Origin of the sequence: Dysgonomonas sp. HDW5A (genome assembly GCF_011299555.1) — a bacterium.
GTDB lineage: Bacteria > Bacteroidota > Bacteroidia > Bacteroidales > Dysgonomonadaceae > Dysgonomonas_A.
Genome location: NZ_CP049857.1, coordinates 3,110,368 through 3,131,229, shown reverse-complemented (window position 1 = coordinate 3,131,229; position 20,862 = coordinate 3,110,368). Strand labels below are relative to the sequence as shown.

The 20,862-nt window shown below is 36.4% G+C and carries 21 protein-coding genes; 11 read left to right on the top strand and 10 right to left on the bottom strand.

Annotation, left to right across the window (positions count from 1 at the left end):
• Positions 1-50 precede the first annotated feature (50 nt).
• On the top strand, positions 51-617 hold the full coding sequence (locus G7050_RS13115; RefSeq protein WP_166116133.1) for a flavin reductase family protein: 567 nt from the start codon (positions 51-53) through the stop codon (positions 615-617).
• 94 nt (positions 618-711) lie between these two features.
• On the opposite strand, the gene G7050_RS13110 is transcribed toward G7050_RS13115, so the two are convergent.
• The 8 genes from G7050_RS13110 to G7050_RS13075 all read right to left on the bottom strand — a co-directional run bounded on the left by G7050_RS13110 (position 712) and on the right by G7050_RS13075 (position 10,109).
• On the bottom strand, positions 712-2,493 hold the full coding sequence (locus G7050_RS13110; protein ID WP_255499145.1) for a hypothetical protein: 1,782 nt from the start codon (positions 2,491-2,493) through the stop codon (positions 712-714).
• 749 nt (positions 2,494-3,242) lie between these two features.
• Positions 3,243-3,713 carry an AraC family transcriptional regulator gene (locus tag G7050_RS13105; protein WP_166116128.1) on the bottom strand — a complete coding sequence of 157 codons (471 nt, stop codon included), beginning with the start codon at positions 3,711-3,713 and terminating at the stop codon, positions 3,243-3,245.
• A 710-nt stretch (positions 3,714-4,423) separates the two neighbouring features.
• A complete protein-coding gene (locus tag G7050_RS13100) occupies positions 4,424-5,860 on the bottom strand; it encodes a DUF5723 family protein (RefSeq protein WP_166116126.1) in 1,437 nt (478 codons plus the stop codon).
• Positions 5,861-5,880: 20 nt separating this feature from the next.
• A complete protein-coding gene (locus tag G7050_RS13095) occupies positions 5,881-6,480 on the bottom strand; it encodes a hypothetical protein (RefSeq protein WP_166116124.1) in 600 nt (199 codons plus the stop codon).
• A gap of 83 nt (positions 6,481-6,563) precedes the next feature.
• On the bottom strand, positions 6,564-7,169 hold the full coding sequence (locus G7050_RS13090; RefSeq protein ID WP_166116121.1) for an aminotransferase class IV: 606 nt from the start codon (positions 7,167-7,169) through the stop codon (positions 6,564-6,566).
• The gene (locus G7050_RS13085) at positions 7,166-8,143 is read right to left on the bottom strand and encodes an aminodeoxychorismate synthase component I (protein ID WP_166117726.1); all 978 of its coding nucleotides are present in this window, start codon (positions 8,141-8,143) and stop codon (positions 7,166-7,168) included. Before G7050_RS13085 ends, G7050_RS13090 begins: the two co-directional genes overlap by 4 nt.
• Positions 8,144-8,225: 82 nt before the next feature.
• On the bottom strand, positions 8,226-8,696 hold the full coding sequence (locus G7050_RS13080; RefSeq protein ID WP_166116119.1) for a PepSY-like domain-containing protein: 471 nt from the start codon (positions 8,694-8,696) through the stop codon (positions 8,226-8,228).
• Between the two features lie 168 nt (positions 8,697-8,864).
• On the bottom strand, positions 8,865-10,109 hold the full coding sequence (locus G7050_RS13075) for an ABC transporter permease (protein ID WP_166116117.1): 1,245 nt from the start codon (positions 10,107-10,109) through the stop codon (positions 8,865-8,867).
• A 263-nt stretch (positions 10,110-10,372) separates the two neighbouring features.
• Here G7050_RS13075 and G7050_RS13070 point away from each other — a divergent pair, with 263 nt between their 5' ends.
• The 9 genes from G7050_RS13070 (at position 10,373) to G7050_RS13030 (ending at position 18,790) form a co-directional block, all read left to right on the top strand.
• Complete coding sequence (locus G7050_RS13070) at positions 10,373-10,846, top strand: hypothetical protein (RefSeq protein WP_166116115.1); 474 nt, start codon at positions 10,373-10,375, stop codon at positions 10,844-10,846.
• A gap of 261 nt (positions 10,847-11,107) precedes the next feature.
• The gene (gene porQ / locus G7050_RS13065; protein WP_166116112.1) at positions 11,108-12,112 is read left to right on the top strand and encodes a type IX secretion system protein PorQ; all 1,005 of its coding nucleotides are present in this window, start codon (positions 11,108-11,110) and stop codon (positions 12,110-12,112) included.
• A 90-nt stretch (positions 12,113-12,202) separates the two neighbouring features.
• Complete coding sequence (cmk, locus tag G7050_RS13060) at positions 12,203-12,895, top strand: (d)CMP kinase (RefSeq protein WP_166116110.1); 693 nt, start codon at positions 12,203-12,205, stop codon at positions 12,893-12,895.
• The gene (locus G7050_RS13055) at positions 12,892-13,773 is read left to right on the top strand and encodes a 4-hydroxy-3-methylbut-2-enyl diphosphate reductase (protein WP_166116108.1); all 882 of its coding nucleotides are present in this window, start codon (positions 12,892-12,894) and stop codon (positions 13,771-13,773) included. Before cmk ends, G7050_RS13055 begins: the two co-directional genes overlap by 4 nt.
• 116 nt (positions 13,774-13,889) lie before the next feature.
• Positions 13,890-14,870, top strand: a complete 981-nt coding sequence (pfkA, locus tag G7050_RS13050; RefSeq protein ID WP_166116106.1) for a 6-phosphofructokinase — start codon at positions 13,890-13,892, stop codon at positions 14,868-14,870.
• A gap of 165 nt (positions 14,871-15,035) precedes the next feature.
• Positions 15,036-15,623, top strand: coding sequence for an outer membrane beta-barrel protein (locus tag G7050_RS13045; protein WP_166116104.1), 588 nt, complete (start codon positions 15,036-15,038; stop codon positions 15,621-15,623).
• Positions 15,624-16,133: 510 nt separating this feature from the next.
• The gene (locus G7050_RS13040; RefSeq protein ID WP_166116102.1) at positions 16,134-16,952 is read left to right on the top strand and encodes a hypothetical protein; all 819 of its coding nucleotides are present in this window, start codon (positions 16,134-16,136) and stop codon (positions 16,950-16,952) included.
• A gap of 75 nt (positions 16,953-17,027) precedes the next feature.
• The gene (locus G7050_RS13035) at positions 17,028-17,903 is read left to right on the top strand and encodes a hypothetical protein (RefSeq protein ID WP_166116100.1); all 876 of its coding nucleotides are present in this window, start codon (positions 17,028-17,030) and stop codon (positions 17,901-17,903) included.
• 80 nt (positions 17,904-17,983) lie between these two features.
• Positions 17,984-18,790 (top strand): hypothetical protein, encoded by an 807-nt coding sequence (locus G7050_RS13030; RefSeq protein ID WP_166116098.1) that lies wholly within the window; start codon positions 17,984-17,986, stop codon positions 18,788-18,790.
• A gap of 113 nt (positions 18,791-18,903) precedes the next feature.
• On the opposite strand, the gene G7050_RS13025 is transcribed toward G7050_RS13030, so the two are convergent.
• Together G7050_RS13025 and G7050_RS13020 are read right to left on the bottom strand one after the other, a co-directional pair.
• On the bottom strand, positions 18,904-19,128 hold the full coding sequence (locus tag G7050_RS13025; protein WP_166116096.1) for a hypothetical protein: 225 nt from the start codon (positions 19,126-19,128) through the stop codon (positions 18,904-18,906).
• Between the two features lie 266 nt (positions 19,129-19,394).
• Positions 19,395-20,372 (bottom strand): MBL fold metallo-hydrolase, encoded by a 978-nt coding sequence (locus tag G7050_RS13020; RefSeq protein ID WP_166116094.1) that lies wholly within the window; start codon positions 20,370-20,372, stop codon positions 19,395-19,397.
• A 125-nt stretch (positions 20,373-20,497) separates the two neighbouring features.
• On the opposite strand from G7050_RS13020, the gene G7050_RS13015 reads away from it, so the two are divergent.
• The gene (locus G7050_RS13015) at positions 20,498-20,860 is read left to right on the top strand and encodes a helix-turn-helix domain-containing protein (protein ID WP_166116091.1); all 363 of its coding nucleotides are present in this window, start codon (positions 20,498-20,500) and stop codon (positions 20,858-20,860) included.
• Positions 20,861-20,862: the final 2 nt, after the last annotated feature.

The window sequence follows — 20,862 nt, the reverse complement described above, 5'->3', positions numbered from 1 at the left end:
CACGAATGAAATTCGTATATTTGCACTCAATTTGATTTAAACCTTCCGTAATGACAAAACAAGACTGGAAACCCGGAACAATGGTCTACCCCCTACCCGCTGTAATGGTGAGTTGCGGCAGTACTCCCGATGAATACAATATCATAACCATAAGCTGGACCGGAACTATATGCACTAATCCCGCCATGTGTTATATTTCGGTACGCCCCGAAAGACATTCGTATGACATCATAAAGCGTAATATGGAATTTGTCATTAATATCACGACTGAGGATCTGGCATATGCCACCGATTGGTGCGGAGTTAAATCGGGCAAGAATGTGGATAAATTTAAGGAAATGAAACTTACAGCCGGAAAAGCTTCTATAGTAAAGGCTCCTATCATCGAAGAATCGCCACTTTCGATTGAATGCAAGGTAAAAGAGATTGTTCCTTTAGGCTCTCATCACATGTTTATTGCTGATGTGGTAAATGTAAAAGCTGATGAAAGATATATTGATCCTCAAACCGGTAGATTCGAGCTGGATAAGTCAGGAATTATAGCTTATTCGCATGGCTTTTACTATGCTTTAGCCGAAAAGATAGGTCGCTTCGGATGGTCTGTAAAAAAGAAATAAAACTTTCGGATTATAAAAAAAGGGTATTCAGTAACTATATTGTGAATACCCTTTTATTTTTATATAACATCCTGTATAATTATAACATAAAGGCTTAATGAGGATTTATTCCGCTCACTGCTGCTTTTTTGATAGCCCATGCCACTCCGTTTAACTCTAAAGCCGAATTATAAACGTACTGCGATGGAGCACCCGCAGGCTGAGGATAATTACCATAAAATTTAGACTGAGGAAAACCTCCTGTAGTATATGATGATGGATAATCATTCTGCTGACTTATACTTGTAGTAGTAGCGACGCTATCCCCGAAATACAAGAAATTTTTACTGTCATTATACCATATTATAGAATATTCGGGATTTACGGTTGGTTTACCATACGGATTATATGCCGAAGCTATCTGTATCGAATTTGGCGGTAATGCCGTCATTATTACAGAGCCTGTAGAAGAGTTATCTTCCCCCCAATGCCTGCCGGATACATTACCAAACGGACCGTTAACTATCGGATCATTGGGTAAGTTAGCAACCGGATAAGTATTATCATCTACCGTCCCACTACCTGCTATTTGAGCTTGTGCTGTTGACATACCAAATATTCCATTCATGAGAATATTTACCGCAGCCGAAGTATTATCAGCAGATCCGTAGATCACACATCCCCCTTGGTTTATATAATTTATTAATGCTGTTGTTATCGCTGCATTAGGGGCTGCACCATAAGCAAAATATAATACGACATCAGGCTGTTGCCCTCCCGTAAAACTACCATTCAGATAATTAGCTGCTGTATTAACATTAGATGTACTCCACAATTGTTTAAAGCTTACAATCTTCACATTACCATTGGGGCCAAAACTTAACCCTCCATTGGTCAAAGCATTGAGTCTTTGAGTCGAAGCCCAAGAATAATCTCCTGTTCCTATAATGCCATAAGTCATCGGAGGTAGCGTAAGTGGTATTGTGGTAGTACAAATATTATTACCCGAAGGTGAATTCGTATTGATCGTTATTGGAAAATCAGAGTTTACAGTAGGAGCACCTGTACCAATAAGAGTGATCAATTGGGTTCCTACCGTTAAGTTTCCGCTTGCACTAAAGCTAACACCATTTGTAAGCGGTGTAGTAATGCTGTACGATCCGGCTCTTGAGACATTCACACTCAACCTGATCGTATTGCTTAAAGTCAGGTTGGTTCCTTTTATATATTGCCCGTTAACAACAATGCTTGAACAGTTTATTGAATAAACAGCAATTGAACTCAGCACAGGAACTTTTACCAAATTAGCACACTTTGCATCTTCTCCATTTTTTGTAAGAGCGACAACATCTACCCCTACAGCCAAAGGCGTTCCTATACCCTGAGCATAAACAGTGTACGTTCCATTTTCAACAAAAGTGCCCGAAACGTTAAAGAAATATCCGTTAGAAGTTGTTCCCGTAATATCATATGTTCCCGGTTTAGTGACAGTCACCAAAAACTTCAACTGATTAGAGGGAGTCAACTCTTGGTTTTCGATATAAGTACCCAATACAACTACAGCCGAACAGTCGAAATCAAATTGAGCTTTTCCCAATTTACCACATAAGCTCCTCCACTCTCCCTCAATTTTAGAATAATAATTGTAACAGTCTTCATCGATATTATATACCATCAGACTATTTGTGGAAGACGCATTAGAGACATCAATCCGGTCTCTCTGAACCTCTGTCATACGTGGTATCATAATCCCTTTAGGGATCGTATCAGTTCCATTAATTAAGTTACGGACATCCAATTCTGTTAGTGCATTCGGATTTTCGGTATTTATACCAACTTGAGAATAAAGCGTATTCACAAGCGTCGAAAATATCAAAAATAATAAGATCTTCTTCATTGTCATTTTTAATTTAAAAAAGTAAAGTCTAATATATTAGTTAATGTATATCCTTAGATAAAGGCAGCAGAATATAATCACTACAGACTGCTGCCGGAAATAATTGATCCGGATATAAGCCCTTAATCGTGAAACAGCTAAACAACAACAACAGTTCAAGAATGAAATTACACGATAGGTCTTACCTTCACAACTAGTATAGTATGAATTAATAGAGGCTAATTTTGTTTTCTGACTGATCATCACATATAATGCGTTTATCTTAAAAATATTATTCAGAAAAATTATCTTCAATAGAAACATTATGTCTCTGTATTTACCCAAAAAGACTCTTAATGAAATAAAATAGTCTTGATAGTTTTATTTTGATGTCGTTATCCTTTTCTCCTCCAAAAGTAGTATCAAAGAGTTTTATATTCCAAAATTAGATGTAACGCATAAGTGATATCCCTTTAAAACAAAGGAAAACAAGACGAAAAAAGAAACTACATAAACAATTAATAATAAGGAGATAAAAGAAGTAAAATACAGTATATCACTTATAAATTTATGTTTTTACCTATACTTTAACTCTATAATAAAAAATGATTAGAGTATACCTCATATATAAAATAGTTATAGCGTATCAGATCAAATTAAAGACATACATAGATACATTAAAACAAAAAAGTGATCGGATAAAAATCCAACCACTTCTATGATAGTATTATTGTAAAGCCACTCTATAACAAGAGCAGTATTAACAATTGCTAATCCAATGCTGCTTTTTCGCCCTTATGGCGATCTAACTCCAGTTTTTTAATGTATTCAGATGGGGTAACACCCGATATTTGTTTGAATACCTTATTAAATGTTGATTGATGCCTGAATCCTGAAGATGTATAAATATATCGCATTGTATATTTATTCTGATAATCATTATTCAGCATCTCTTTTACCATATCTATCCTATAAGAATTGATAAAAATATTAAAATTGACATCCTTATTTAGTTTTATAGCTTTCGAAATATAAGTTATATTACTATCTATTGCCTCTGATAATTGTGATATTGTAAAATCAGGATCACAATAAGGTTTTTTCTTATGCAGATACGTAGTAATGTTATCATATAATTTATTCAACTTCTCTATATCTTGGTCAGTATGAATATTTTCAACAACATTATCAGATCCTAATGAGTTTGACTTTGTGATCTTAACCTGATTTATAATATTCATACAGTATAAGAAATAAAAGAACAAAGCCAAAAAACATATAATAGTAAGAATATTTATGGTAGAAACCTGTTTACTGGTTACGGATATAATAGGCAGGTCAGGAAAAAAAAGTGATACCAGAAAAACCGAACATATCAATACAAAAATATAAATACTCCAAAACATAACCGCTCTGACAGAATAGAATATCATAGAGGCGGTAGGAATTAGAAAGAACCACAAAAATGTGGTTATCTGCCCAAGTTGCCAGAATAAAAGCACCAAGGGATATACTATAACCGAAATAGAAAACAAATATACCGTCACCAAAGGTCTAAATACATTATAATTTAGCATCAGAGGCACAAAAAAACAAAAACAATGGAAAAAAAGACCTACGGCCATTATATATTTAAAAGGACCTATGGATTCAGACCAATAGTAGCCTGAAAATATAATAAAAATGGCAATAATCGCATAAAAATATCCAATGGATATATTTTTCCGTATTCTATCTAATTCAAGTAAATCAGTATTCACTGCTCTATTCTGTATTTATATTTGTTGTCGTTCTTGAGGATATAAGAGACTAAAACCATCTCTGGCGATAAAATTACAAAAACAAATTGATGTAATTGGATCGAAGGTCGGATAAATAGTAAAAAATGACGCATTGCCTACAATAGTCGGTTTGCTATATACAACCCATAAAATACAATTGAAGAATATCTTTACCTTCTTTTTCCTCCAAATGGCACAGATAATCCTATCTGAAAATTCAGAGCATTGCTTGACGTCGGCAGAAATTGAGGTGAAATTTTAAAAACAGTATAATCACTTGCCAGAAAAAAGTTCAACCCTCTGGCTGGAGCAATGTGAACTGCCAAACCAAATGTATTGAATGCACTGTATGCAGCAGAATAACTAAAACTGGTGGCAAGCCACGATTTAGGCATGTAGTTTGCCGAAAAAGTAAACTCATTAGTGGTAATATATTTACCGAATTTGGTAGAATAGAGAAATCCTGCTGTCATTTTGTCTTTCCAAACTTCATATTCCAGTCCTACATTCATATTGGCACGTAACGAGGTCGTATAACCTCCGGGAGAGGCATCTTCATGTAAATTGATTGCCTGTCTGATATCGTCAACTGCATTATTAAATATATCGTTAATGGATGTATTTCCGCCTATTATCGTATAATTATGTGGAGATACGGTTACTTCTGTTTCCTGAGAGCTCAACTGTACAACATTGCTCTTAGTCCATGATATAAAACCAATATCGTTTAAAGCATATGAGACTTTTAGTTTTTGCAGAAAACCAACAGGAACATCTTTCAAGTCATATACACCACCTACATCAAGTCCCATTCCATAGCCGGGAATATTGAAACTTCCATAATGAAAACCGTCAAAATTTCGTCTTTCAGGATTATAATCACTATCTGAATAATAGGCATATATACCGGGGCCTGCACCTTTTAATTTAACACGAGACTTTGCTGTCCAAAACTCGTTTCCCGCCGTTATGCTTAAACTTTTAGCATCCAAATCAATATATGAAAGACCTAAAAGTAGTTTAGCTCTGGCTCCTACTGTAAGGCTATTGTTCAGAAATACGCGTGAATGAGTAGCACTTATCTCAATAAAAGCATTTTGATCAAGACTCAGATCTGAAAGATCATGTGTAACAGTTTCATTTTCTTTAAATCCAACTTTCAATAGTTCGAATACTGATTTCGGAACATTGGCATCTCCATCTGTCCTTACCCCCAAATCAAAGCTCCAATGCGAATCGCCTCTGAAAAACCCTGCCGAAAATATACTAAGTCCTATATTTGCTGTTACATAATTGTTATTAGAAATATTCTCCATCACTTTTTCTACCGGAATCTGGGCATGCATAAATGTTACCCTCTCCCCATCCAGCGGAAAAGTCAAATTGTTAAGATTAAAAGTATTGGTCCGTGCATCTAAATAAATATTAGACATAAACGGAATACCTATATAGGACTGGTCGGGTCTCAAAGCGGCATTAAGGCTGGTACGGGCATAAGACGTCTTCATAAAATAAGAAGTACGCGACGATTGTGCTGTACCATCTAACGATAGCAAACAACATACCATAGCTATAATAAGCCCCGAAGAAATAGAATTTAGTTTCATTTTGTTTCTTTGATCTGTTATTAAAGCTCAAGCTGCATACCTCCGGCAAAAAGAACTGCCTGCCTCAAATAAATATAATCTTGTCTAGTAAAATTAATAGCACCTACTTTTATTCCGAATATAAAATGTAAATCACGCGCATTTTTCATATACTTCATATACTCAGGCCCTATTCGTATCTCAAAATTCTGATTCTTAGCCGATACTAATTTCTGTGGTGGTATCTTCACAAATTCGTTTCTGGTACGATCCCTATTGATTACATTCAGAATAACCTCTATCTCTAATCCTGATTCCAGAGGCATTACCATTGCATCTACTTTTGCAGAAATAACCACTCCTGTTGATCCGACATAAAAGAATCTAGAAATCGTAGAAGTATTAAACAACCCTCTGATCGTATCACTCAAAGCAATTCTGGCTCCAAGAACAATTTCAGGAGGTACAGAGGGCAAAAAATTTACATGAATCGTATCAAACCCTCCCAATGGAACAGGAGGAATATTGAGTTCGACCTCTGTATTTAAATTATCTGAATCATACTCCTTTTCTATACAGGATTGCATAGATAAAATCAGAAAAACAATTCCGATTAGCATATAACAAACTGAGGATCTCATACCTATGCGTTTTATTTCTGTGAATAAGTTAAATGTGTCACGATGCAAAAATACATATTTCAATTTATTAACAAATCTTAGAGCTATAATGTTCTCAAAGCTGACACCGAAACACAAATTGCATCTTCGAGATCTATCATTGCGTTAATCAGGTAAACCTTAGAGAAAAGTCGTATATCCTCGTGATTAATAACTAATTCATTAATGATGCCATTTTGCAAAAGAAACTGACGCTTTATTCCTCCCAAAAGATAACTTTTGGGGGTATACAATCCGTTGGCATTTTCAAACACAACATTTGCATAAGACGTATCGGTAACCAGTCCATTTTTCACAATAAGAATGTCATCACCATCTTCTTTTCGGGAGTAAAGTGAGTTTAAAGAACTTCTGTTAACCGCTTTATACGTATAATCAATATCATTATCCTCTACTAATGTTAGGCTTGATAAATGCCGAAAAACATAAGGTTCGAATTCAACAGAGATTATTTGAGATGAATAAGTTACTCTACACTTTACGATTCCGATGCGTAATGCCTCGGGAATCATGCTTTGTGACAATTCTAAAGAAGGTGCAACTCCAAAGAAATGAATTGCGGTTCTTTTGAGACGGGCAATATGTAAAGGTAGATTGTAAAAAACTCCATCCTTTACCTTTATGGTTTCTATAAATAAGGGCTGATTCATATAAATGGAAAATATATTTTATTCAATACCTCCTGATACTCGTCCTCACACTTACTGTAAGCAGTAATTCCACCTCCGCTTCTAAAGTACATCCGGTCACCTTCTTGTTCTATAAAGCGAATCAATACTGCCGAATCGAAATCGGTACCATCGTAATAACCGAAAATACCTGTATAGTATCCCCTATCCTCCCTTTCTGCCGAACGTATCAGATCCACGGTAGCCGCTTTGGGTGCACCCGAAATAGAGCCGGCAGGCAAAAGTTTAAAGATAATATCACCGAGATGCGAATGATAATCGTCATTCAAATCGCCTGTAATTTCGGAACTGACCTGCAATATCTCCCTATCTCGGCTTTTTATACGGTCTATATATCTGAATCTTTCCACCCGAACATTATCGGCAACCATACTCAGATCGTTACGAATCAGATCAACAATTGTATTATGTTCGGCAGTTTCCTTAAAATCATTGAGAATTAGTTGCTCCGCATTTTCAATGCCGGCATCTATAGTACCCTTCATCGGATTAGATGATATCGCTCCGTTGGTTATCCTCACAAATCGTTCGGGTGAAAAACAGACGAAACGATCGGGCAAACAGAGTTGATAAGGAGACTTACTTCTCTTGAAAATATCAAGTAATGAAATGTTCGTTTCAATCGGTGTTTTTATAGTTAGATTGGTCAAAAACGAATCGCCACGCCTTAACCCTTTATGTACCACATTAAATTTATTCTCGTACTCAAGATAAGAAATGGGATTCGAACCAAGATGTGCTTCTACCTTTTCAGACTCATCTGATGACTTATTTCCTGCCTCTTTTATTTGAAATAATATGTCGGTTTGCAAGAGAGGATTCGGCACAAAAAAGCCTTCCGACATTTCATAGTTAATGCCAAACAAGAAAGGTTCATGAACAGAACCTGATTTATTCATATCCAATCGAATATCATCTATATTCCGATAAAACATCATTCTATATAAATTAAAATAAAAAAGAAACTGCTTGCTATAATAACAACAAACAGTTTCCAATATCTTTATGGGTGATTTTTTATTTTTTACTTAAAAAATTACCATTCGAATCGAAAATTAAATCAATATCGTTATTTAAATCGACTTCATATCCACCGGAAACCAATCTATCTATTTCAATAACTATAGAAGTTGCATAATTATCCGATAAGTACTTTTGAGTTACATTAGGTAACAATTTCACTACTGATTGAGGCAAGGCATTAGTAGCATGTTCTACACTCACCCAGTCTCCTGCTTTTTTGAAATCAATTTCATAACCACCGTTCAGATAAACCATGTAATAAGTACCATCTGTTTCGGCTACATAGCGTTCTTTGGCCAGACTTACTGTTGTACCCGGAAAGTGGGTTGATACAAACGCTTTACTTGCTGTTGGTAAAGATTCATAATCTACAATAAAATCTTCAGAATCGTCATCTTCAGTACACGCATTAAATGTAAAAAGCGCAATTACCAACAATAAACTAATCTTCAATAATTTTTTCATAAGAAATATTTTTGTGTAAGTAAAAGAAAATATTCAATGATACATCTTTGTTGGTAGGGGCAGACCTCTGTGTCTGTCCGAAATAGATGAACACACAGGTTCACCCCTACAGCCAAAGCAATAAATAGTTATACCAACTTATCTGTGTTCAAAAGTAATAATTTATTTTTATTCAAATTTAATCGATTTTGCAGGGGATATTCTGGCTATAAGATAAGAGGGTCCTATCATCATTGCCAACGAAATAACCAATGCTCCTATATTTATCAAAATAATATACAATGGGTTCAGGTCAACCGGCATCTCTGAAACATAATAGGTTGCCGGATCGAGTTTGATTATACCAAACAATTTTTGCAATATACAAATTCCTAAAGCTATAATATTACCCCAAAGCATTCCCTTTAGAATAAGAAACGATGATATGTAAAGAAATACCTTTTGTATTCTGAAATTGCGGGCACCTAATGCCTTTAGTATACCAATCATGTTGGTACGTTCAAGAATAATAATCAGTAACCCCGATATCATGGTAAAGCCCGATACGGCTAACATCAATATAATTATCACCCATACATTCATGTCGAGCAGACTGAGCCAACTGAAAATCATCGGGTTCATTTCTTCAATCGAACGGGTATACAAGGCTTGCCCGTCCCCATCGTGTGAACCTGCCATTTGATAAAACAAATCGTTTTTCACTTCAGCCAAGCGATTATAATCTTTGACTGTCAACTCGATACCGCTCACCTGATTTTTAGTCCAGCCATTTAATCGCTGAACCATATTAATGTCGGTTACAATAAAAAGTTTATCATAATCCTCAAAGTTGGTACTATAAATACCTGTAATTACAAATTTTCGGGCTTTAATCGGATCTTGTATAAAATAAGTGATAAAACTATCTCCCAGCTTCAAGTCCAACCTGTCGGCAATATATTTCGAGATGATCGTCTGATTTACGGTTGAGGTATCCGATTTGTGAAGGATGTCTCCCTCTATCATATTTTGTTTGAAGAAAGTCCAGTCATAGTCGGCTCCTACACCTTTTAACACTACACCCTGAAATTCGGTATCTGTTTTTACAATACCCGGTATAGTAGCAAAAACCTCTATATGTTTTATCTCCGGATTATTCTCCAATTCTACGGCAAGACTGTCTGTCATACTAATTGGACTAACCTCGTACGACATATTATTGCCAAAATTGGTTATCTGAATATGTGAACCAAAGCCAATAACCTTGTCGCGTATTTCTTTTTTAAAACCCACCACAATACAAACCGACAGCACCATAGCAGCCAGTCCGAGTGCAATTCCCGCAACTGCTATTTTTATAGCCGGAGACGATACTTTTTGTTTTATACCTCCTCCGAAATATATTTTTCGGGCTATAAATAGTTCTAAGTTCAAAATATATTATTGAATAAATTTGTACTGAAACAAAGGTATAAAATTATCTCTTAAGGTTTCAGAGCTTTTAAATATTTTGCCAAGTAACTTCACCGAACCATATATTGCTTTGGCTAGTGAAAAGCTATAGGCAGTTATCTTTTATCTACTTTAGTAAGACCATTATAAAATTCTTTCAAAAAAGAAAACAGTAAATATGGAATTAATAGTCATTTTTTCATCTATATTTAAAATTGCTAACAATAAAATTATTTATACTCAACATGTACACAACTAATAATGTTTATAAATTAAGAATACTAACTGCAACTATACTCTTTTTCGGTATCACTTGTTATGGTTTTTCGCAGGAGGCTGTTACATTTGACACCAATCTGCTTAGAAGCACATTATTAGAAAAACTGCCTACTGAAAACCGAAATGCCGACAATCAGGAAGATATCGAAGATCTATATGACGATCTACAAATCGCTGAAATATATACAGTAAATGATCTGACAAATCTGATTGACACGTATCTGAAAGAAGTTTTAATTATAGAAAAAGAAATATGTACTCAGATGCTAGAAAGTGAGGATGCAGAGTTAACAGCTTCTGTTTCGACAGGCACATATTCGGCAACCTTTGAGGATGCAGAGCTAATCAAAGAAGGTATTTATTTTACTACGGTCGGACTCATTCGTACGATGATCGATTTAAGTCATCAGACAGAAGACGATACGGATCAGGAATATTAAGTAGATAAAAAATAGATAGAAAGCAGGACATTAAAAAAAGATGAATCCTGCTTTTTTCGTTTATCTCCAAAAAAGGAAAAAATTCATTAACATAAAAAGGAGCTACATATTCAAAAGAATAAAATTATCTTTGCAAAAGGTCAACGACCTCTTTTATTAAACAATATAAAAAAATATTGCTTTATTTTACAATTATAACTGCGTCTGGTTATATCCGTTACCAAAGCAATCAAAAGGTCTTGTACCTTAACTGAATAGTGCATGAACATAATAAGAGCTTGCATTGCGAGTATTATTTGTACAATAACCTTTTTTCAGGCTTCCGCTCAGGAAGGTGAAAAGGTATTTCGATTTCTGGAACTGCCTTCCTCGGTTCGTGCCAATGCATTGGGAGGAAACAATGTTTCGGTTATCGAGAACGATATTTCTCTCGTATTCCTCAATCCGGCTGCTCTAGGACGTGAGATGAATATGAATGCCAATGTCAATTTTCTGTCTTATATAGCCGACATTAAAGTAGGTAGTGCTATTTTCGGGAAATCGATTCGCGACAATAATTCGTTTGCCGTAGGTGTAAATTATATTGACTACGGTGACTTCAAAAAAACCACCTCTGAGAATGAAATTATCGGAAATTTCTCAGCTAAAGACATTGCTGTAAACGGAATGTACAGCCACGTGCTTACCAACAGATTAAGAGGAGGTGTTACTGCCAAATTTATAACATCTTCGTACGAAGATTACTCGTCAGTTGCCATAGGATTTGATGTGGGATTGAGTTATTACAATGAAGATCAAGAATTTTCGGCAGGATTGGTACTTAAAAATATGGGAAGCCAAATATCATCCTACAACGATAAGCGAGTGGGTTTACCTTGGGATATACAATTGGGGGTGAGTAAAAGATTACGGAGTGCTCCTATACGCTTTTCTGTTACAGCGGTGTATCTCACTCAATGGAATTTCGCCAACATAAATGAGGCAAATGGCATAGACACGAGTGACGATGGGTTTCTCAAAACCGCATTCAAACATACTATATTAGGTGTAGATATTATTCCTTCCGAAAACTTTTGGATAGGTGTGGGTTTTAATCCTAAAGTTCATTATGATATGGCTTTGCAGGATGGTAATAAATTCGGCGGATTTAATGCGGGAGCAGGAGTCCGAATTCAAAAGTTCAATATAGGTTTTTCACTTGCCCAGTACCACCCATCGGCTACTACATATCACTTTAGCGTAGGTTTCGATATCTCTAAATTTTAAGGTCTCAGACCATTTAATATAAAAGGCTGGTGGCTCCGATATCAAATCAACGAACATTTTAAAGACACTATTGTTGTAAATATAGCATATATGAAAATGATTACAATTGCAATTGACGGGTTTTCGTCATGTGGAAAGAGTACAATGGCTAAGGATTTAGCCAAACAAATTGGATACATATACATCGACAGCGGAGCCATGTACAGAGCTATTACGCTGTATTGTATTCAGAATAATCTGTTTGACGGTGATCAGTTAAATGTCGAAAAGTTAAGTCAGCAAATCAGTAATATACATATAAGCTTCAAATTAAATGAGCAAACAGGACTTCCCGAAACATACCTCAATGGTGCAAATGTAGAGAAGGAGATCCGTACAATGGAAGTTTCCAACAAAGTTAGTTATGTGAGTGCAGTAGGCTTTGTACGCAGAGCGATGGTACTGCAACAACAGAAAATGGGAAAAGCGAAGGGTATAGTAATGGATGGCAGGGATATAGGTACAGTTGTATTTCCTGAAGCCGAACTTAAATTTTTCGTTACAGCAAGTCCCGACATCAGGGCACAACGCCGTTTGGACGAGTTGCATGCTAAAGGAGATACTAAAACAACGTTTAATGACGTTTTAGATAATATAAAACAAAGAGATTACATTGATCAGCACCGCGACGAAAGTCCTTTGACGCAAGCCGAAGATGCCTTGGTGCTCGACAATTCAACACTAACCAAGGAGCAACAAATGAAATGGCTCCTTGATAAATTCAATCATATCACATCACAATGAAGAATACAATAGAAATAGATTCAAAATCGGGCTTTTGCTTTGGTGTAGTCAATGCCATAAAAAAAGCGGAAGAAGAGTTGGACAAAGGCGGTACATTGTACTGTCTGGGCGATATTGTACATAACAATCTGGAAGTAGAGCGCCTCGAAAAGTTAGGTTTAAAAACCATTAACCACGAACAGTTTGCCGAATTAAAAAATGCAAGAGTACTGCTTCGTGCACATGGCGAACCACCCAGTACTTACGAGATAGCAAAGAAGAACAATATCGAAATTATTGATGCCTCATGTCCTGTAGTGCTTCGTTTGCAAAGACGAATAAAGGATAAGCACAATAACGAAATAGATAACGATACACAAATTGTTATTTATGGAGAAAAAGGACATGCCGAGGTAAACGGACTAATGGGGCAAACCGACGCTCGAGCCATCGTCATCGAGAAGAAGGAAGAACTGGACAAATTAGATTTTTCAAGAAATATTTGCTTATTCTCTCAAACCACTAAACCGCTTGACGGATTCAGAGAAGTTATCGACATTATCGAATCAAGAATGCAAAACGGTGCTCAGTTCGAGTATGTAGACACCATTTGCAGACAGGTTTCGAACCGAATACCCAACATCAAAGAGTTTGCAACCAAGCACGATATCATACTTTTTGTAGCCGGACAAAAAAGTTCTAACGGAAAAGTGCTTTTTTCTGAGTGTAAAAAATACAATCCAAATTCTTATTTCGTATCTTCGCCTGACGAAATTGATCCGGCGATTATCAAGAAAGGACTTTCCATTGGGGTATGCGGAGCCACTTCGACCCCTAAATGGCAAATGGAAGAAGTTGAAAAGAAAATCGACGAAATTTCATCACATTTAGCTGAATAACTAAGGTTGCAGACCGGTTTATTACTTTGGCAGGTACAGGTTCTAGTGACAGTTATTACTAAATAATATTGAATGAAATGATTACTATTATTTAAAATGATATAGTCTTAAGAATTATGGCAAATATTAAATGTATTGGTGTTTTGACCTCGGGAGGCGATGCCCCTGGAATGAATGCAGCAATCCGTGCTGTCACTCGTGCTGCTATATACAATAACATCGAAGTTAAGGGAATCATGAGAGGCTACAGAGGTCTTATATTTGATGAGATCGTCTCTTTTAAAACCAACAGTGTTAGTAATATAATCCAGCAAGGCGGTACCATCCTGAAAACGGCTCGTTGTAAAGAATTCATGACACCCGAAGGACGTCAGATAGCGTATGAAGCAATGCAACGCGAAGGGATAGATGCTTTGGTAGTTATCGGAGGAGACGGATCTTTAACAGGTGCACGTATTTTAGCTCAGGAGCACAATATTCCTATCGTAGGCTTACCTGGTACAATAGACAATGACCTCAACGGAACCGATACAACCATCGGTTATGATACTGCGCTGAATACAATAATGGATGCTGTTGATAAAATCAGAGACACAGCCAGCTCACACGAACGCCTGTTCTTCATCGAAGTGATGGGACGTGAATGTGGTTACTTAGCTCTCAACGGGGCTATTGCAACAGGAGCAGAAGCAGCTATCATTCCCGAAAGAATGTTTGAAACCGATCAGCTGGGAGAGTTAATCTCCAACGGATTCAGAAAAAGTAAAAACAGTAGTCTTGTTCTTGTTACCGAAGGTGATATCACAGGAGGAGCCATTGCCATGTCTGAGCGTGTAAAAAAAGAATATCCTCAGTATGATGTACGTGTAACTATCTTAGGACACGTTCAACGAGGAGGTTCTCCAACGGCAAACGACCGTATACTTGCCAGCCGTATGGGAGCAGCAGCTATCGATGCTTTACTTGACGATCAGCGTAATGTTATGATCGGAATGCAAAACGATCAGATAGTATATGTTCCATTCTCTAAAGCAATCAAAAAGAATAAACCGATAAATGAAAATTTGGTGAATACTTTAAAAATACTATCTATTTAAGACATCTGCTTAATAGATTTTTAGAATATTACGGAAAAGGGAGTCATTGAAGAATGCCTCCCTTTTTGTATCTGAATAGTTAAGAAAGAAAAACATTTAAGAGATTTTCACACTCCAATCGTTCTATTTTGATTATTTTTGTAACTTTCGAAATTAAACAAAGGCATGAAAAAGACCATTATTATTATTCTGCTATCCGTTTTAACATACGCAAGTGCTAATTCTCAATCTTATCTGGGAGTAAGAGGTAGTTTCAACATATCATCCTTAAGTACAGGAAGTGCAAAAAGCAGACCCGGATTTAGTGTAGGAGCTATGTATAGTACCCATCTATCTGATTATTGGTATTTTCAACCTGCCATCTTATACAATCTCTCAGGTAGTAAATCGGTAAGTAAATTCAAGCCTGCTTATTCAGGATACACTTATAATCTGGAAGTTCCACTTATTGTATCGCGCCGTTTTGGAGACGATGATATCAGTTTCGGACTCGATTTCGGTCCTTTTATGAAATATGGTCTACATGGCGGATATTGGGTAGATGACCTTACCACCGGAGAAAGAACCAGACCTAATATATTTGACCATCAGAAAAGATTTGACATTGGCCCACAAGTCGGGTTCAGTGTGATCGTTTATGGTCTATACTTAGGCTACTCGTTTCAATATGGGATGATCAAAGCTTGGGATGACAGAAGAGGTAACTATTACAACTCATGTATGACCTTTGGATATTTATTTCAGGTACGATAGAAAAAACGAAATACTACATACAAATTCATTGTATTAAGAATAACTTTATTATATTTGCCCCTGTAAAATAACTCTTTACACTAAAAATGACAATCGAATTAACAAACATAACTAACATCAACAGCTTAAATTTTAACCATTTAAGCTTGGTTATCTGCGTTGAAATATTAGAGAGAGAGAGAGAGAGAGAGAGAGAGAGAGAGAGAGAGAGTTAACTAGCAAACACGTTAGTAATAAAAATATTTTAGACGGAATTTTCCGTCTTTTTTTATTTGTGCGTACCAAAGACGCATTCATCTTCATTTTCATATATTTCCCCAATAAATATAATTCAAGCTGTGCATACAAGGGCGTTTGTTCGGACAATTTGTTTTTTTGTTGTCGTTCAGAATCCGAACAAATAAATCAATCCCCTAAGGCACAACTATGCCCGGCAGTAGTGTGTAGCGATTACATGCTGCTGCTTTCTTTGATTTTAAGACAAGAACTAACTATATCAATTACCTAACAATGAAAAAGAGCTTAATATTTATTCTTAGTCTGTTATCTATCGGCTGGTGTAATGCACAAGTCGGGATAAACATTAAAAATCCGTTGGGAGCATTGCACATAGATCCCAACTCTGATACGCAATCCGACGGTAGTGGAGATGCCGATGATGTGATAATCACCAAAGATGGATACATGGGCATAGGAACCAGTACGCCTTCAACCTATTTGCATATAAAAACTGCAACGGCGGGTATACCGACTTCAACTCCGGCATATGGTTTGAGATTGGCAGATGGAAACGAGGCAGACAGACGTGCTCTGATATCTAACGCCAACGGTTTGGCAACTTGGGGCGATGTTGTACCCGAAGGAGGAATATCAGCCGTTAAATCGAGTGTAGGTATTACTCAACCTGCAGTGACCAATAATATTCTTTATAACTCGAGTACCAATTTGACTTTACCTCAAGGGAAATGGCTTGTACAAGTGGCTATGTATATTGTTCTTGGCGGTGCTCCTGCAGCACAGTTTAATGATCGTATAATTCTTAGCACTACGTTTTCTGAAACAATAATAGCTCAGACTACAGCCGATATCGCTTCTGCACATATCGAAGGGGCAAAGTATGTTTCGGGTATATTCTGGAAATACGGATCAGGTGGTATACTCTATGGAACCTTTATCATCAATAACCCTCTGGCAAGTACAACCTACTATTATTATATGGGGAGGGCTACTGTCTACGGCACATCCGACCCATCGGTTCTATGGGCTCAAATAGGTGGCACAAAGGGCGAAGACAATATAATTGCTTACCGTTTACCACAAAATCTATAAAAGATGTTCTTTAAAAGCATCTCTGTTTATTGAAATATATATTGATCAACAAAGAATCAAAATTAAAGTGTAGATATGAACTCAATTTATAAATGGATATTCTTTTTTTTGTGCATAACCATAAACTCTTCAGCACAAGTGGGTCTAAATACCTCCAACCCTCAATCGGGAGTTTTACATATAGATGCTAAAGGCAATAATAATGCAACAGAAGCTCCGGCTAGTGACCAAACGATTGATGATGTAATGATCTCTCCAGCAGGAAATATTGCAATCGGGCATACTACTCCTTCTTATAAATTAGATATTTGGGTCAGACCTTCGGGAACATCAAAACCTGCATTCCGTCTCGAGGATGGCACAGAAGGAAATACAAAAATATTATTATCTGACGCTTCGGGCAATGCCTATTGGGGGTATCCTGGCGAAATTCCTCTTATACGGGGAGTTTATACAAGAACTATAAACTATACCATCCCCAGTATATCGCCATCTCTCATATATGCAAATATGTATGCTTATGCTTATATAAAACTACCTAAAGGACGTTGGGTGGTTATGGTAGACCAAAGAGTAGATCCGGCCTCGGGTAGTTACGGAACTTCGTATCAGGAAAGATCTTTCTTCAGGCTTACCTTTTCCGATAACAGCCTATCGGGAGATGGTACATTATATCCCGCAAACGGAGCGGGAGTATCAAAAGATATTGAAGGATCACTCAATGGTACTGCAACTACCGGAAGCTTAATATCTTCTAATGTGAACTTCAGAACTGCAAGCATAGTTTCCGGATTTATAATTATTAATAACCGAACAAATGGTATTAAAACTTATTATCTGAAATTAGTAAATGCTGCCTATCCGAATAATCTCAACCTTGCAGGCAGGGTACTGACAACAGCCAATCCGGCACATGCCGAGAATCGGATTATTGCTATGCCACTCCAGTAAATCATCTGCATCCATAAATATATATTTTGCAACATCATCCTACACGTTGTCATAAGATAATCATTAAACAAAAAACTAAAATGAAATATTTATTTTTATTGGCATTATTACTGATAATCCCTCTTACGGTTTTTTCGCAGATCGGAATTCAAACCGACAATATAGCTACCTCAAATATACTACTCTACATAGATCCGGCAAAGGACAATGCGACTTCGGGTACACCAACTGCATCTCAAACAAAAGAAGATATTGTTATAGACAAATCGGGCAACGTAGGGATAGGAACAACTACCCCGACCGTAAAACTTGATATTGTAACAACAGGAACTCCCATATCTCCCGTAAAGGGGTTTTCGATCAGAGACGGTTATCAGGTCGATAAGTATGTTTTGACAAGCGATGCCACAGGAACTGCATACTGGCAAGCTTATGTACCGGGAACCGAAAAAGGAGTGATGGGCAGTGGCATTAATATAGCCAATACCTATACAAATTATATAAATACAAATTCAAAAATATCGTTATATCCGGGAAAATGGATTGTATTTGTATCACTCAATATTTTAGGGAACGGAACTGTTGCCGATTTTTCGTGGATGACTTTTGGCTTCGCCGATGATTCCACATTACCTTCATCTGCATTGTCACCCGACACACAAGGAGCTGTATCGGCAGCCTTACTTAATGATATAAACACCTCACCGGGATCGAGTGTAAATGGTAAAATATTTATAACGAATAATTCGTCTGTAAAAAAAGATTATTACTTGCTGGCAGGTAAAGTGATACGCAATACAACTTCGCCCAATAGTGCGACTTTTCTGTCTGTAGGAAGTACAGGAAGCTTATATGCGTTCAGGATAAACGATATCACTTCGCCTTAAAATATACTGCACAAATTATTGCTGTTATAATGATCAAAATAAAAAATCTAAGAAATTATTCACCCTTCATATCGAACAATTTCTTAGATTTTATAGTTTAGTCTCAACGAATCTTATTCTGAAGTATTAGATTCATGATGATGACCTTTTAAAAAACCGAACAACACAAACAACGATCCTGTAATTATAGTCAGAATCCCGAATAACCAATAAAGATTTGCCAGCTCCATATTACCGTTATCTCTCAATCCATCAACCTGTAAAAAAAAGAATAAAGAGAAAATAGCTAAGCAAACACCAATAATGGTAAATGTTTTACGTCTCTTCCTGGCTTCCATAATATCTCTTTTTAAAGATTCATATATTATTTAAACAACAGCATTAAAGAAACGTTCACATAAATAAGCCATAATTTAGTTAAATTTCAGACTTTAACTTATAGTTATTGCGATTAGAGCTATAAGCCTTTAATTAAGGTAACAACTGTATTCAATTAATCAAAAGCAGGAATCCTTACACGAAAGATTCCTGCTTTTTAAATATATTTTTCTCAGATAAAAATCGCTATTATACTGAATCAATCCTCTTTAAAGAATCTAAAATATTAATCTCTTAACTGAGGTGTAGCAAAATCTACCGGCACCCATTTGTAGCTATCATTAGTAATTTGTCTGATGTGCCCAATTCCAGGATAAGGTTGATGGTAACCAAATATCAAAGCATTCTCAGAGCTCAATTTCTTCAATACAGTCAATCGGGTTTTTATACCCAATTCAAAGTCAGTATCGAAACTTGTTCCCCATTGGGGATTGGCAAACAAAATATTACTGGCATGTACTATATCTGCCATGGCTACTAATTTCTCGTTATTCGAAAAAATAGTAGAAATAATATGACCCGGAGTATGCCCCGGAGCAAGCTCCACCTCTATACAATCCAGAAGAATATCTTTATCAGCGACTAATTTTATTTGCGGCTTCAGCGTAGTGAGTATATTCCGAATATATTTAAGCATAGTTGCCACCATGGCAGTATCCTTTGATTTAGATCTCGAAAAATCGGGATTTTCACTCATCCAGAAATCATACTCTATTTGGGTCATATAAATATCGGCATTCGGATATATACTTTTTCCGTTTGAATCTAAAAGACCTGCAACGTGGTCGATATGAGCATGTGTAACTACAATATCCGTAATCTGTTCGGGAGAGACACCTATTATTGCCAGATTATCTTTCAACCATCCACCTGTAGGCCCCATATCGCTGCCCGATCCTGAATCAAATAAAATAAATTTATCGCCTTTCTTCAACAATAATATATTCATAGCCAAATCAATTGACTGTGTATCGTTGCTATTTCCCTTCAGAAAGTCACTTAATTGCTTACTTGTAACATCAGGAGCCATAGATGGCTGTATAGGAGATATCCGTATATACCCATCCGATAATACAACAGCTTCGATGTCGCCAATTTTCATTTGTTGAAATCCCTTTCCTTCTATTGTCATAGCCTGTGCATTTGAGAGCAAAAAGCTCCAGAAGATAGCCGAGAATAGCATCCCCATTAATTTTTGTTTCATGTTTTGTTATTGTTAAATTTCCTTACAAAAGTAATTATATAGTATATTTGTGTCAAGTATGTACTTTATTGTATCATACAGACCAAAAAGTTTCTAATATTGATTATCAACAAATAAATAAGGAAATGAAATTTAAAATAAATGAAAATAAAGATATTTGTGCTGTCGATTATGCCTTTCAGCGAGTCGGAGGTAAATATAAAGGACGTCTTCTTTGGAGGTTAAGTCAGAGTGAAGTAATGCGATACAATGAGCTGGCTAAAGACATGGCAGACATAAGTACTAAGATGCTTACCCAAACCTTACGCGAACTGGAAGCCGACAACCTTATTCATCGAAAGGTATATCCGCAAGTACCCCCTAAGGTCGAATACCGCTTAACGGAAACCGGCAAAGAGTTGATTCCTTTTATAGAATACCTTTTTCACTGGGGATGCAAGCAACTAGGCAGAGATAGTGTGAGTATTCTTGAAGGATGCCATTCATAAAA